General features: G+C 40.4%; 13 protein-coding genes and 3 tRNA genes. 1 reads left to right on the plus strand and 15 read right to left on the minus strand.

The features are described 5' to 3' along the window. The first annotated feature begins 94 nt into the window (after window positions 1–94). Window positions 95–1,420, plus strand: a complete 1,326-nt coding sequence (locus L659_RS0118530) for an IS4 family transposase (protein ID WP_024589914.1) — start codon at window positions 95–97, stop codon at window positions 1,418–1,420. A 165-nt stretch (window positions 1,421–1,585) separates the two neighbouring features. Here L659_RS0118530 and L659_RS0118535 read toward each other — a convergent pair whose 3' ends face one another. From L659_RS0118535 to L659_RS0118605, 15 genes are all read right to left on the minus strand, one after another. Then, window positions 1,586–3,496: an aminotransferase class V-fold PLP-dependent enzyme gene (locus tag L659_RS0118535; RefSeq protein ID WP_024591500.1), complete on the minus strand. Its 1,911-nt coding sequence runs from the start codon at window positions 3,494–3,496 to the stop codon at window positions 1,586–1,588. Window positions 3,497–3,790: 294 nt separating this feature from the next. After that, window positions 3,791–4,480 carry a GGDEF domain-containing protein gene (locus tag L659_RS0118540; protein ID WP_024591501.1) on the minus strand — a complete coding sequence of 230 codons (690 nt, stop codon included), beginning with the start codon at window positions 4,478–4,480 and terminating at the stop codon, window positions 3,791–3,793. Then, window positions 4,452–5,015 carry a hypothetical protein gene (locus tag L659_RS0118545; protein ID WP_154903405.1) on the minus strand — a complete coding sequence of 188 codons (564 nt, stop codon included), beginning with the start codon at window positions 5,013–5,015 and terminating at the stop codon, window positions 4,452–4,454. Before L659_RS0118545 ends, L659_RS0118540 begins: the two co-directional genes overlap by 29 nt. Continuing rightward, window positions 4,990–5,622: an endonuclease III gene (gene nth, locus L659_RS0118550; protein ID WP_024591503.1), complete on the minus strand. Its 633-nt coding sequence runs from the start codon at window positions 5,620–5,622 to the stop codon at window positions 4,990–4,992. Before nth ends, L659_RS0118545 begins: the two co-directional genes overlap by 26 nt. Before the next feature lie 49 nt (window positions 5,623–5,671). Further along, window positions 5,672–6,370 carry an electron transport complex subunit E gene (locus tag L659_RS0118555; protein WP_002962263.1) on the minus strand — a complete coding sequence of 233 codons (699 nt, stop codon included), beginning with the start codon at window positions 6,368–6,370 and terminating at the stop codon, window positions 5,672–5,674. Further along, entirely contained in the window at window positions 6,367–7,008 is a 642-nt protein-coding gene (rsxG, locus tag L659_RS0118560) for an electron transport complex subunit RsxG (RefSeq protein ID WP_024591504.1), read from the minus strand. The genes L659_RS0118555 and rsxG overlap by 4 nt, the downstream gene beginning before the upstream one ends. Continuing rightward, complete coding sequence (gene rsxD, locus L659_RS0118565; protein ID WP_002962268.1) at window positions 7,005–8,063, minus strand: electron transport complex subunit RsxD; 1,059 nt, start codon at window positions 8,061–8,063, stop codon at window positions 7,005–7,007. Before rsxD ends, rsxG begins: the two co-directional genes overlap by 4 nt. Then, on the minus strand, window positions 8,060–10,663 hold the full coding sequence (gene rsxC, locus L659_RS0118570) for an electron transport complex subunit RsxC (protein WP_024591505.1): 2,604 nt from the start codon (window positions 10,661–10,663) through the stop codon (window positions 8,060–8,062). The genes rsxD and rsxC overlap by 4 nt, the downstream gene beginning before the upstream one ends. Before the next feature lie 8 nt (window positions 10,664–10,671). Beyond that, on the minus strand, window positions 10,672–11,226 hold the full coding sequence (gene rsxB, locus L659_RS0118575) for an electron transport complex subunit RsxB (protein WP_007585357.1): 555 nt from the start codon (window positions 11,224–11,226) through the stop codon (window positions 10,672–10,674). Window position 11,227: 1 nt separating this feature from the next. After that, window positions 11,228–11,809, minus strand: coding sequence for an electron transport complex subunit RsxA (rsxA, locus tag L659_RS0118580; protein WP_008172491.1), 582 nt, complete (start codon window positions 11,807–11,809; stop codon window positions 11,228–11,230). 81 nt (window positions 11,810–11,890) lie between these two features. After that, on the minus strand, window positions 11,891–12,709 hold the full coding sequence (locus tag L659_RS0118585) for a substrate-binding periplasmic protein (protein ID WP_024591506.1): 819 nt from the start codon (window positions 12,707–12,709) through the stop codon (window positions 11,891–11,893). Window positions 12,710–12,724: 15 nt separating this feature from the next. After that, on the minus strand, window positions 12,725–14,668 hold the full coding sequence (locus L659_RS0118590; protein WP_007585367.1) for an EAL domain-containing protein: 1,944 nt from the start codon (window positions 14,666–14,668) through the stop codon (window positions 12,725–12,727). Window positions 14,669–14,816: 148 nt separating this feature from the next. Then, window positions 14,817–14,893, minus strand: a tRNA-Asn gene (locus L659_RS0118595). A 29-nt stretch (window positions 14,894–14,922) separates the two neighbouring features. Beyond that, window positions 14,923–14,999 (minus strand) — tRNA-Asn (locus tag L659_RS0118600). A 21-nt stretch (window positions 15,000–15,020) separates the two neighbouring features. Beyond that, window positions 15,021–15,097, minus strand: a tRNA-Asn gene (locus L659_RS0118605). Between the last annotated feature and the right edge of the window lies 1 nt (window position 15,098).

The raw sequence follows: 15,098 nt of genomic DNA on the forward strand, positions 1-15,098 counted from the left end.
TAATGCCGATCAGTTAAGAAATATTTAACGATCCATTGACCGATCTTCTGGTTAGTTTATAAAGGCTTCTGAATTTATTCAGGAGCCTTTTATTTTGCAACTCACTACCGCACTTTCTCTAGCCAATAGCTACGCACCCAATTCAGAAGGCTTAGGTCAACTGAGTGATTTTTTATGCCCTGAGTTTATCAAACAATGCGCAGAAACCGCAGGTGTCGCGACGATAAGGAAAAGAAGGCTTCCTGTTGAGATGGCCGTTTGGACAGTCATTTGTATGTCGTTTTATCGTGAAGACCCACTGTGGAGTATTGTCAGTAAATTAGGGCTCGCTTTACCAGGTAAAAAAGAACTCGTTGCGCCCAGCGCGGTTGTACAGGCTAGGCAGCGGCTTGGGGCTGATGCCGTTAAACAGGTTTTTGAGCAAAGTCAGCAAATGTGGAATGCTGATGCGAACCATCCCACATGGTGCGGGCTATCACTACTGGGTGTTGATGGTGTCATTTGGCGCACACCGGATACTGCTGAAAATCAACATGCATTCTCCATGTGGAAAAATCAGTATGGTGACACGGCCTTCCCTCAGGTTCGCATGGTGTGTTTGATGGAGTTAACTAGTCATTTATTAATGGGGAGCGCCTTTGATAGTTGTCGTACTAGTGAAATGGTGTTGGCTGAAGACTTAATCGAGGCAACACCCGATAACTCACTGACGTTATTTGATAGAGGCTTCTATTCTCTAGGCTTACTCAATCGTTGGCATCATGCTGGGGTAAATAGGCATTGGCTTCAACCGATGAGAAAAGGCACGCAATATGAAATTGTTCGCTCTCTAGGTCGTCAAGACAAACTCATCAAGCTAAAAGCAACAGCACAAGCGAGAAAAAAGTTCGACGATTTACCAGAGAGCATTGAAGTTAGGCTAGTCACAAAAACGGTTAAGGGGAAAGAGGTGAATATACTCACTTCATTAACAGACCCAATGCGTTTCCCTAAGGCTGAAATTGTTGACCTCTATAGTGATCGGTGGGAAATTGAACTTGGTTATCGAGAAATGAAACAAACCTTACTGAATAGTCACTTTACGCTACGCAGCAAGAAACCTGAGATGATAGCGCAAGAATTATGGGGCGTAATGTTGAGCTATAACTTGCTCCGATACCAGATGGTGAAAATGGCGCAGAAAAAATCTGGGATATATGCAAAACACCTGAGTTTTACGACGTGTGCTATTAGTATTATTAACCTTATTCATACAATGTTTATAGAAAATGCAGGACGGATACCTAAATCAATAGAGCAATTACAAGCTCAAGTTGAATATCACATATTGCCGATAAAACGGGAGCGGGCGTATCCGAGGTGTGTGAAACCAAAACCCAGTAAATACCCCAATAAAAAAAGCCAGTCAGCTGTTAACTGACTGGCATTAAGCCATCTGGCTTGCTTTTTTTTAACTATAATTAGTTAACATTTATAAAAATGATTTATTCCACTTTGTATTTTACTTCTCAATACTGTTACTGCGGCAATGTCTTGCGGCACTGCCACCAGTAATCATTATTAAGATAGTATTAAACCAATACCTTTATTTTTTAACCTTACCCTTAAGAACATAAATTTCACCATCGAAACTGCCTTGTATCGTCAGTCCTTGGCTTGCTAACTCTTGTAAATATTCGATATGGTCATTAGTGATATGCTGGCCTGGGACTAAAAGCGGAATGCCCGGTGGATATGGAGTAACTAAACCTGCACAAATGCGGTTGTTGCTTTTACTGATAGGCACAGATTCGCGGTCGCCATAAAAAGCATCGCTTGGAATACACGCCAAATCTATGGCAGGTAAATTTTCAGGTAAGCGAGCTCTACGCGTCGATTTCGATAGTTTTACCTTACCGCTGTCTAGCTTTTTCAACGCATTGTACAAACGAATTATTTTTGAGCGCGTGCCGCCAAGCGTCAGTAAAACCAAAATGGTGCTGTGTGTGTATTTTTCTATCTCTAGCCCAATTTCATCCAGTAGATATTTATGAATATCTTTTAATGAGTAAGGTAGCTCACTAATATCAATAAGGATCTTTAATGGATCGTGACCCATATTATCACCACTAAAATGCGGGAATATTTCCATAAAGTCTTGCTTAGCTAATACTTTAATTTGCTTAAGCGAGGCCATCTGTTGTTTAAACTCCTCAACATGATTTAGCAGCGCATTGAGCAGCTTATAGCCTTCCATCTCTAATTGCTTTTGGCACACGTCAAGCGATGCAATAAGCTGGTATTTTGGCGATGTGCTGGCGTAGATACTATAAATCTCTCGAAAGAAATCAGCATCAAAATCGGGATCGTTAATATGAATATAAGACGCCTGAGAAAACGCCGATACTACTTTATGCGCCGAATGCGTAATGTAGTCAGCCCCAGCATGTATTGCAGAATAATGACGAAAGCTAGGATGAAACAAAGAGTATGCAAACCAGGCTTCATCTATAAACACCTTAATACCATATTGATGAGCATAATCTACGACTTGTTTTAGGTCGCTAAGTAGGCCATCGTAAGTACACCCGGTAAGCACTAGTAATTTAGCATCAGTATTGTTTTCAATTGCTAATTTGATGTCGGCCAACGACGGTGGCGCGAAAATGCCATATTTTGGATTTAAGATACTCGCCAAATAAATGGGGTAGCTAGCTGATTGCAAGATGCCATAGTGTACTGACTTATGGCAATTACGGTCGACAATTACTTTATCTCCCTTGCGCAGGAGTGTCTGCAAGATGATTTTATTTGAGGTAGATGAACCATTTGTAACAAAGTAGGTGTGCTTAACTTCAAACGTCGCCGCGGCTGATTCTTGAGCGCGACCAATAGTATTGGTGCTGTCTGACAATGAACCTAGCGAGTCTACCGAAACCGACAGGTCGCCAACAAATACATTGCGGCCGTAAAACTGATAAAAATCTTTGATATAAGGTGAGTTTCTAAAGCTAGAACCCCCGCTATGGCCAGGTGTATGCCAAGAGTCGTTTGCTTCACCAACGTAACGACGATACGCCGTCCAAAATGGTGTTTCAGAGCGGTCGTCAAAATCGTTAATCATATAACCTAAAATAGCTTCTGGGTCAGAAATCACCTCATCTTTAAAAAAGAATGATTCAATTTCTTCTGATTCGTTAACGATCTCCAGCCCTTTAGTGTCGTCGCCAATAACATAAACCGGCAGCTCGAGACGAATTGCCTTTAAATCCTCGATAAAGCGGCTATACATCCGCTCACCCACTTTGTTGTGCATATCCCAGCTTAGAACTACGGCTTGAATATCACCATCTTCCTCTACACATTCCAGCGCGTGTTTAAGCTCGAGGCATTCAATAATATCGATATGGATATCGTCTCGCTCAAAGTTAGGAATGGTCTTTGACAGATTAGTTGAAAGCCCTTGTAAGGTGGCTGGGTCTTGTTCAATTATCAAGATACGAAGTAGAGGTAGCATAGAGGGTTTCGCAATATAATTTTATAATGCTCACTAGCATAACCAAAGGAGTGAGCGTTGTGAAATTAATACTTTGATAATGTTCTATTAATAGTCACATTCTGCGGGTTATCTAAATTAAATTACAAAAATATTGCTAGGCCTTGGGTTAAAAATACGACTCAATTTATTGTTAGTGAGCGTTTAGTTAATGCGGCGCAATTTATTAATAATATAGAATCGACTGGCAGCTAAACGATTAGCTATCTTATCACTAGAGTTCGAATAGAAGTGTGCTAGCCAAGGTTTAACCTGTTAGTTATCAAATACGATAACTTGATTTTTACCAGCACTTTTAGCTTGATATAACAGTTTATCTGCGTTTTCATATAATTTTTCAAACTTACAGTGTTTTGTATCGCCTTTATCTACACCAGCACTAATTGTAACTCTTTGCAATTCAGGTGATATATCAGTTAAATTAAGACTCGCAATTGCCTCTACAAGCCGTTGTGAAATCATTTTTACAATTTCAACATCATGGCTAGGAAAGAAAACTACAAACTCTTCTCCGCCATATCGCCCTACAATATCTTTCTCTCTAGTTTGAAATTTTAGAGCATGGGCTACTCTTTGAAGGACTTTGTCACCAGCATTATGTCCAAATTGATCATTGATGAGTTTAAAGTTATCTATATCTGCAATTAGTAAAAAGCCGCTTTGTTTATCTAAGCGTGAAACTTGTTCATGGAAGCCTCTCCTATTTAATACTTTTGTCAAAGGGTCGATTAACGATTCATTAGTGATGGTTATATTTAGTCGTTTTAATCTTTTAATATGTCGAAATGAGAAAAGTAAAATTAGAATGAAAAGGCTAAGATTAATGAACAGAATTATATTTAACCTAATATGATCAGCCGCTTTGTTTTGCCAATCTATTTCGCTTGGAAATGCAAAGCTACTGAATAAAGAAAGGCTAATTAGTGCTAAATTTAAAATATACATTTTTTGATAAAGTAGAAACACAAATTAGGCAACTTATAAATGAATGTAATAATAGACCTTGAATACCAATACTTAAATAGGGCCCAATCATCTTTGCATCAGATACATCTAGCAAAACACCCCATGAAACAACCAGGTATAAAAATCCAATTAAGAGTAGAGATAAAGATATCGTTTCAGGCTTCAACTTAGTTACATACGTTGAAAATAAAATTATAAGAAGTAATGAGCTTATAGAAGATAAAACAGTCATCGGCTCAAACCAAAAACTTGGGGCCTCAATAAAAGAATGATTTTCATTAGCTTCCCAAAACTCAGGAAAGGTCAAAACCTGTAAAAGATCGACATTTGAAAATATGATCAAAAGTTCTTCAAATGTTACTCCCGCAACAGACTCGTTAAAAGCAATAAAGGTGATAAAGCCATTTGAAAGCCAGATACAGAAGGCTGAAGTAATTGCTAAAAGCAAATTGTATAATTGAGTTTTACCACTATAGCTTTTCAACTCGTTATTCCGTTTTTTCTTTAAACTCACACAAGTCTTCAATAATACAGCTGCCACACTTTGGTTTACGTGCTACGCAGGTGTAACGTCCGTGAAGAATCAACCAGTGATGCACGTCTACTTTAAATTCTTTTGGTACAACCTTTTCAAGCTTTTGTTCTACAGCTACAACATCTTTACCCATGGCAAGCTTTGTACGGTTAGATACACGAAATATGTGTGTATCTACGGCTATTACAGGCCAGCCAAAGGCGGTATTGAGTACAACATTAGCGGTTTTACGGCCAACGCCTGGTAGGGCTTCTAGGGCTTCACGATTTTCTGGCACGATGCTGTTATGTTCATCCACCAAAATTTGGCACATTTTGTAAACGTTGGCAGCTTTAGAATTAAATAAGCCGATGGTTTTTATATAATCACGCAGTGTATCGTGACCTATATCTAAAATAGCTTGTGGCGTATTAGCAACAGGGAACAACTTTCGAGTGGCTTTATTAACGCCTACATCGGTTGCTTGCGCTGAGAGTGTTACTGCTACTAGTAACTCAAACGGGCTTGAATATTCAAGCTCAGTAACTGGGTGCGGATTATCGTCGCGCAGGCGCGACAGTATTTGGTGACGTTTTTCTTTATTCATGCAACTTAAAACGTATTAGTGCTAATTGTTGCTCTAATACGTTTTCCCCTTAAGTTAAGCTAGTAACACGTGCTCGAGGGCCTTTTTCAGCCTCTGGCGGTGCAACTTGTTTTGATTTTATTTGTGCGTCAATTACGTTTTTTGCAGCAATAAGTAGCCCAAGTCCTAAAAAGGCACCCGGTGGTAAAATTGCGAGTAAAAATTGGTTATCAAAGTTAAATACTTCTATGCGCAAGCTCTGTGCCCATGGGCCAAGTAATAAGTCGGCACCGTCAAACAGCGTACCTTGGCCGATTAGTTCGCGCATAGTACCTAATACTAACAGTACAGCCATAAAGCCTAAGCCCATCATTAAGCCGTCAAATGCTGATAAATGAACAGGGTTTTTAGAGGCGTATGCTTCGGCGCGGCCAATAATGGCGCAGTTAGTTACAATCAACGGAATAAAAATCCCTAATGATTGATATAAACCAAAGGTATAAGCGTTCATGAGTAATTGAACTATTGTTACAAAGCCCGCGATGATCATTACAAATACAGGTATACGAATATCTTTTGGCACCCAGTTACGCACAATTGATACGGTAACATTTGAGCCTATTAGTACGAGTAAAGTTGCTAAGCCTAAACCTAAGGCATTTGTTACAGTTGAGGTAACGGCAAGCAGTGGACATAAACCTAAAAGCTGCACAAGGGCAGGGTTATTTACCCATACACCTTCTTTGTATAATGTTTTTAACTCACTCATTTAGCTACCTCCATACATTCGGCATTAGGTGCTGCAAAAATATCATCAAAATTAGTTTGTGCGAACAATACGGCATTTTTAACAGAGCTCACAACAGCACGTGGCGTTATGGTCGCGCCTGTAAATTGATCAAACTGGCCGCCATCTTTTTTTACAGCCCAGCGAGCGTCTTCTTCGCTTTCAACCGTTAAGCTTTTAAATGTTGTGATCCAAAGTGATTTTTTAACTTCTACTTTGTCGCCTAAACCAGGAGTTTCTTCGTGTTTAGTGGTACGAACGCCAGCAATAGTGCCATCGCTCAATACAGCTGTTAATAAGTTAATATCGCCACTGTAGCCGTTTGGCGTAACATGCCTAATAACAACAGCGACTGGTTTATTGTTTTTACGAGCACGGTAAATTACTTGGTTTGCGTGTGGGCCTAGTTTTTCGTCAGTAATAATTACGCAATCTTGCGATAATTGATTGTCGTACGATTTTGGGTCGAGCACTTCTTGTAGCTGCGCAGTAAGTTGCAGTTGTTCTTGCTCTGCAATTTTATCGGCAGTAAGTGCATTGATAGAGGCAACTAAGCCCGTTGTTGCTAACGCAAACGCAGTTAAAATAGCACCATTTTTAGCCATTGACGAAATGATCATTTTACTGCTCCATGGCCATAAGTACGTGGCTGTGTGTAGTAGTCTATTAGCGGCACTGCAATATTAATCAATAATACGCTAAATGCGATGGCATCAGGAAAACCACCAAAGGTACGAATTAAATAAATTAGTAAGCCAATTAGCGCGCCATAAATTAAGCGCCCTTTGTTAGTTGTTGCTGCAGATACCGGATCGGTTGCTATAAAAAAGGCCCCCATCATAGTGGCACCACTTAATAAGTGAAATAGGGTGCCCGGCTCTGTACCTGGTGATGCGATATAACCAATAGCACTACATACAGCTAAACTTGCGATAAAACTGACAGGAATATGCCAGTTAATTATTTTTGCTTTTAATAAGTATAAACCACCTACTAAAAAGCCTAAGTTAACCCACACCCAACCAAGGCCAGCCCATTCGTTAAATAATGGCTTTTGCATGCTTTCGGTAACGGTTAAACCGTGTGCTATGTCTGTTTTAACAGTATCCAGCGGTGTTGCCATTGTTAGGCCATCAACCCCTGCACGTACTTGATCTAGGCTAAACCCAGAGGCCGTAAAATCGGTGAATATTAGCCTTAGCTGATCAGCAAAGCCTATTGGCGTATTTATTAAATCGGTAACAGGCAACCATGCGGTCATTTGTACCGGAAACGAAACTAAAAGCAGTACATAAGCTGCCATTGCTGGATTGAATAAGTTAAACCCAAGGCCGCCATAAAGCTGTTTAACTATAACAATAGAAAATAAACAGCCAATCACGATTATCCACCAAGGCGCAAGTGGCGGAATACTCAATGCCAATAACACGGCAGTAAGCCACGCACTGCCATCACTTAATGCAGGCCAAACAGGGCGCTTTCGTATTAGCATTATTGCAGCTTCAAATACGCTTACAGCAACAAGCGCTAGTACCAGTTGAATAAGCACACCTGTTCCAAAAAAGAAAACTTGAGCAATTAGCCCAGGAATACACGCAGCAATAACGCTAAGCATTAATCGCGTTAACGATTTATGGCTGTGATTATGCGGCGAACTGGCCATGGTTAATTTCATGACTGATTATTTCCTTCTTTTTGTAACTTTTTAGCTTTTGCTCTCGCAATTGCAGCAGCCACGGCGGCTTTTTTCTTATCGTCGGCTGATTTAGGTTTATCTGCGTTAATAAGAACTGATGAGTCATCGGTGTTACTTTCTGCACTCTTAGGTGCTGCGCTATCAACTTGTAGCTCTTGGGGCTGAGTTTGTTCGGTATCTTCTAGTGCTTTAGCCGCTTTTTTAGCTTTAGCACGAGCTATGGCCGCAGCTACCGCTGCCTTTTTATCATCAACGGGTGCCGCGCTTTGTGGCTCTTCACTCACGGTTTGCTCGGCTTCTTCTAATGCTTTAGCTGCTTTTTTAGCTTTTGCACGCGCAATAGCTGCCGCTACTGCTGCTTTTTTGTCATCAACAGGCGAATCGATTTGTGGCTCTTCACTCACGGACTGCTCAGCGTCTTCTAATGCTTTAGCTGCTTTTTTAGCTTTTGCACGAGCAATGGCCGCCGCTACGGCTGCTTTTTTATCATCAGCAGGCGTATCGCTTTGTGGCTCTTCACTCACGGTTTGCTCAGCGCCATCTAATGCTTTAGCCGCTTTTTTAGCTTTAGCACGAGCAATGGCGGCCGCTACCGCTGCTTTTTTATCATCAACAGGCGCCACGCTTTGTGGCTCTTCACTTATTGCTTGGTCAGCGTTATCTATTGCTTGGTCAGCGTTATCTAATGCTTGTGCTGCCTTTTTGGCTTTAGCACGAGCAATGGCTGCCGCTACGGCTGACTTTTTATCATCAATAGGGGCATCGTTTTGTGGCTCTTCACTTGCTGCTTGTTCAGCATTATCTAATGCTTGTCTTGCTTTTTTAGCTTTAGCGCGAGCAATGGCTGCAGCGACTGCTGATTTTTTATCATCAACGGGTGCAGTCTCGGCCGATTCATCTGTTTGAGATTTTTGCTCTTTATATTTACGCGCTTGTTCTTTACGTAGTGCGCGCTCTTTTGCTACTTCGCTATTGTCTGGCTCTAATTCAGCAGATTGATCGCCTAGCTTTTTAGCTTTAGCGCGTGCAATAGCAGCTGCAACAGCTGATTTTTCATCGCCGTTATCTGATTTATTTTTAACGCGGGCTAGTGCCTCTGCTACTTTTTGTTTTTCGTCAGCAGATTTAGCGGCAGGTTTGCGTTTATGGCGGTTTTGACGTTCTTCTTGCTCGCGATCTAAACGCTCTTTTCGTGCATCAAAACGCTCTTTTGCTCTGTCGGCTTTAATTTTGTCAGCTTGTTGTTCTTTAATTTCAACTTTGGCTATACGGTAGTACTGCACAAGAGGGATTTCACTTGGGCACACATATGCACAAGCACCACATTCAATACAGTCAAATAAATTGTGCTCTTGTAGTTTGTCGTACTCTTTTGATTTAGCAAACCACTGCAATTGCTGTGGTAATAAAGAGGCAGGGCAGGCATCAGCACAGGCGCTACAACGTATACAGGCTTTTTCGGGGCCGGGCTCCGCTAGCTCTTTATGATCAGGTGCTAAAATACAGTTAGTTGTTTTAACTATGCCAATACGCACTGTGGGTAGCGTAAAGCCCATCATTGGGCCGCCCATCACAACACTTTGCTGCGGTACAGGTGAGAACCCTTGGCAGTCAAGTAAGTGCTTTATTTCAGTGCCAAGTAGTGCCCATACATTCCCAGGCTTATGAATAGTGTTACCTGTTACCGTAACTATACGTTCAATGAGTGGTTTACCTTCATAAACGGCTTGTTGTACGGCAAACAAAGTCCCGGTGTTATGCACTAAAATACCAATATCGGCAGGAATACCAATGCTAGGAACTTCACGGTTAGTAAGTAATTTAATTAATTGCTTTTCACCGCCAGATGGATAAATAGTTGGCACCGTTTGAATAATGATTTTTGAGTTATGCTCAGCTGCTTGCTTCATTGCTGCAATAGCTTCAGGCTTGTTATCTTCTATACCCACAATGCACAGTGTTGGGTTTAAAAGCTGCTGCATTATTTCAATGCCTTGGATAACTTCTTTAGCGTGTTCGCGCATTAAAACGTCATCGGCAGTAATATAAGGTTCGCACTCAACAGCATTTACAATCAAAAATTCGATAGGTTGCTTGGTATCTGCTTTTACATAAGTAGGAAAACCAGCACCACCCATACCGCTAATACCGGCTTGGTGAATAATATTTATCAGCTCGTCATGACTAAGCTCAGCAGGATTTTTATTTTTATTTAGAGCTACCCATTCGTCTTTGCCGTCTGGTTCAATAATAACACTTAGTTCAGGTAGGGCCGATGGATGTGCTGATGGCATAGGTGCAATATCAGTAACCACACCAGAGCTTGGCGCATGCACAGGTACCGACCAGTTAGCAGCAGGGGCTGTAAGTGGTTGGCCTTTTAAGACGTGTTGGCCTTTTTCTACCAGTAACTTACCGTTTGCGCCTATGTGCTGCTTAAGCGCAACAATGAGTTTGTCGGGCAAAGGTAGGCGAGTGATACTCGCACTATTAGAGAGTGATTTTTGTTGTGGTGGGTGTATGCCGCCAGGAAATGCCCACACGGTGCCTTTTTTTATTTGTTCAAGTAACTTGTCCACTCAAACCTCTAATCTATTTGTGTAACAGGAATAGCATCTAGCTGCCATTTCCAGTTTTGTTTAGTTTCGGCTACAGGTAGCATATCAATGCAATCTACAGGGCAAGGCTCAACACATAAATCACAGCCAGTACATTCATCAATTAACACAGTGTGCATTTGACGAGTTGCGCCCAAAATGGCGTCAACCGGGCAGGCTTGAATACATTTGGTACAGCCAATACATTCATCTTCGCGAATATAAGCCACTGTTTTTATAGGTTCTGCTTGCTCGCCACCGGCAAGTGGTTTTTCATCAACACCCATTAAGCCGGCAAGCTTTTTCATGGTTGATTCGCCGCCCGGTGGGCATTTATTTATTTCATCGCCATTGGCTATGGCTTCGGCGTAAGGGCGACAACCCGGGTAGCCACACTGTCCGCATTGAGTTTGCGGCAAAATAGTATCAATTTGCTCAACAATAGGGTTACCTTCAACGCGAAAGCGAATTGCTGCAAACCCTAAAATAAGTCCAAAAATGAGTGCTAGCGAACCAATCGCTATCAAGGCATAAAACAAGGTCATATTAAAACTTCACTAATCCAGTAAAACCCATAAACGCCATCGACATTAAGCCTGCAGTGATCATTGCAATAGAGGCGCCTTTAAAAGGCGTAGGAACGTCAGCAGCTGCTAAACGTTCTCGTAGTGCTGCAAACAATACAAGCACTAAAGAAAAACCAACCGCAGCACCAAAACCATACACCGCAGATTGTAAAAATGAATGATCTTCTTTGATATTTAATAAAGCCACACCTAATACCGCACAGTTAGTGGTGATCAGCGGTAAAAATATGCCTAATAAACGATATAGAGTAGGGCTTGTTTTACGCACAACCATTTCGGTAAATTGCACTACAACGGCAATCACTAAAATAAAGCTCATGGTGCGTAAAAAGGCGATATCCAGAGGGATTAAAATATATTGATTAACTAAATAGCTAGTTACAGAGGCAAGAGTAAGCACAAACGTGGTTGCCAAAGACATACCAATCGCCGTATCAAGCTTACCTGATACGCCCATAAACGGACATAAGCCTAAAAATTGTACTAATACAAAGTTATTAACCAGAACGGTTCCAATCAATAACAAGACATATTCTGTCATGTGTGCCTCACGCTATAATAAACGTGGGTATTATCCTTTTTTCTTTATCGATTAACAACACATGAGAAGCAAATAAACGACTCAATCAGTAATGATATTAAAGCGACTTAATATTTCAGGTGTAATTAGAATAGGATCGATATTATATGGCTTTAAAATATCTTTAAATTGATCGTGTTCTTGGTATAAATCTAATAGTGCTTTATTAAATAGGGCAATTTGTTCAGGAGATAATTGAATTTTATTAAAACCAATAAAATAGGGGGATTCTCTTTGTAAAAAGGCCAAATTAACATGATGTAAGTTAAACTGTTTTAGCCTAGCGCGTGCTTGTAAAGTATTGGCAAAGTACCCATCTATACGATTGTTTTCTATCATTTTTACACCCGTACCATTGGCATCAGTGAGTAAAACGATATCAAATTCCCTCAATCCGTCTTTAATCATTTGTTGCTGTATTTTAACTAGTTGAAAAGATGCATTTGAAGGGCCAAAAACAGCAATTTGCATTTTTTGTAGATCATTGAGGCTTTTGATGGTTTTTTTTGCACCCTCAGGTTGAAAAAAGCCATATTGCATTTTCATAAGCGGGATCGAAAAATAAAGCCATTCGTTGCGGTCAAGATTCCAGCCCATAGGAAAGTTTCCTTGAGCTTGCAGGTTTTTTAACATGAGCTTAGAGCGACGATTTGGTACGCTGACAAACTCACATTTATAATTGAGGCGTTTACACGCTAAGGTAAGTATATCAACAAAGGGGCCAGCGGCATTATCGTGTTCATCAACAAATGAAAATGGAGGATAGTTATGAGTGCTAAAAACTAATTCTTTTTGCGGGGCGTTTGCGTACAAACTCAAAGGCATAATAAAAAGTATAATAAAGGTAATTACTCTTTTCATGATGCCTCCAATAGACTATATGTCTTTAGGTTTTTCTATGTAATAACCTTGAACGCCATCTAAACACAACGTTTCTATAATGTGTTTTTCTTCTTGGCTCTCAACGCCCTCAGCAAATACGCTAACACCAATGCGGTGGGCTAAATCGACCATTAAGCGCATAAAGTACTGATTGTTTTTATCGTCTTCGAGGCCGCGAGTATAACTTGCGTCCATTTTAATAAAGTCAGGTTTTAAATCGCGGAAAAACTTAAATGAAGTTAAGCCAACACCAAAACGTTCAACTGTAACGCGTGCGCCAACACGGTGAACCATGTCGATAAAGCGCTTACTAGCCTTGATGTTTTGCTGTAAACCAAACTCACTTACTTCAAATACTAGTTTAGATGCAATATGCGTATCTTTCAATAATCGGCGCTCTAGCCAAATTACAAACTGATCGTTGTGTGCACTAGAAGCTGTTACGTTTAAACCAAAAAACTTTTCAGATAAATTACGGCTTTTAACCTTTTCAAGAGAAGAGTCAATTATCAGGCGATCAATTTCTATTGCCATATCAAGCTTTTCGGCCATCGCTAAAAAAGAAGCGGTAGGCAGTACTTGATTGTCTTCTGTTTTAAATCGAACTTGTACTTCAGCGTAGGCTTTTATGCTTTTACCAAGCGGCATAATGTTTTGCATTACCAAATGCACGCGCTTAGATTCAATAACTTCTTTAATAACCTTACGCCAGTTTTGATTACCAAAACCCGCACTTACGTTATTAACTAAATCGGTTTCGCGTTGTACGTGCCATGCGTTTACTTGCTTTGACTGCGCCATGCTCATTGCGTTATCAACAACAGAAAGCAATTCGCCTAACGGCTTACCTTTTTCGTATCCTACAATACCTGTATTAGCTACCGAGCTTAACTCTTGGTTTTGTTGGTACTGCGTGAAGCGCGATTGCAGGTTTTCACCAAAGCGTTCTGCTTCTTTTAAAGGAATGTGGGGTAGTACGACAGCAAAGTCAGAGCTGTTTAATCTAAATACTTGGCTGCCAGTGTAAGTGCCGCTTATGTGCTTAATAATATCGGCAACGCCTTTAACGTACTCATCACCTTTTTGATAACCACGGCTTTGGTTTATAGCTTGTAGTTCGCTACAACGAACCATAGCTAAAGAACCAAATGTACTTTGCTCAGTGTTTTCAATGTTTTTTTCGTAATACTCAACAAACATATTACGATTACCAAGCGAGGTAATTACATCTTTGTACGCTTCATGCTTAATAGTCATAGCAGCGCTTTGTATGTCTTCGTTTTTGTTTTTTAAGAAATGTGATAATCGATTAAAGCTAGGTACTAAATCTTTTCCCATTTTTTTCAATCGAGTGCCATCTAGTGCTGTTTCTAAATCATTATCAACTTGGTTTTGATTGATATAAATATCGATAATGTCAGCAACTGTTGTACTTATGTTTTTATTTAAATGGTAAAAAATAGATTTCATTAGAATTATTGGAATAATAACTAAAATGGCAGAAATCAAAATAACAATAAAAAGGGACGTTTGTAGCTGCGACGCTAAATGCTCAATGTTAAGTACAAATTCAACTTTTATATCTGAGGCGTCATTTACAGCAAATTGAGGGCGCACTGAGTTAAAGTTAGAGAGTACAAAATCAGCAAACATTGGTAATTGAGTAGGGGGGTTAATGCTAAATATTTCAGCCCCTTGGTAATCTCTTAGAGTAAAGCTTGAAAACGTTTTACCATCTGCAATTGATTGTTTTAAATTTTGAGCAGAAATATCGTCTAAAGAAAGGTCATTAATATACTTAGTGACAGTAGTTTGCGCACTTTTTTGTGCATCACTTACCGCAGTATCAAAGCTTATAGATATGAAGTAGCTTCCTGCTGCAACACACAATAACCAAGAGATAATTTGTATAAAAATAAGTTTTTTAAATCCAGCCATGTTTTCAGTCTTTTAATAATTCAAAAGGGAAGGAATCAAGTCCTTGATTAATAAACTAAGTACAGCGCATTAAGGAATAAACTAATGCTTTAGTTATATAAGGAAGAGTAGTGGAATTAGCTTGAGATGTCTATGAAATTCTTAGAATTGGCTCCCCCTCCCCGACTCGAACGGGGGACCTGCGGATTAACAGTCCGTCGCTCTAACCAACTGAGCTAAGGGGGAACTAAAGTAGTGATATTATTATGATGATTTGGCTCCCCCTCCCCGACTCGAACGGGGGACCTGCGGATTAACAGTCCGTCGCTCTAACCAACTGAGCTAAGGGGGAACTACATCATAAACATAAACTTGGCTCCCCCTCCCCGACTCGAACGGGGGACCTGCGGATTAACAGTCCGTCGCTCTAACCAACTGAGCTAAGGGGGAA

The organism is Pseudoalteromonas sp. S8-8 (assembly GCF_000497875.1).
GTDB lineage: Bacteria > Pseudomonadota > Gammaproteobacteria > Enterobacterales > Alteromonadaceae > Pseudoalteromonas > Pseudoalteromonas arctica.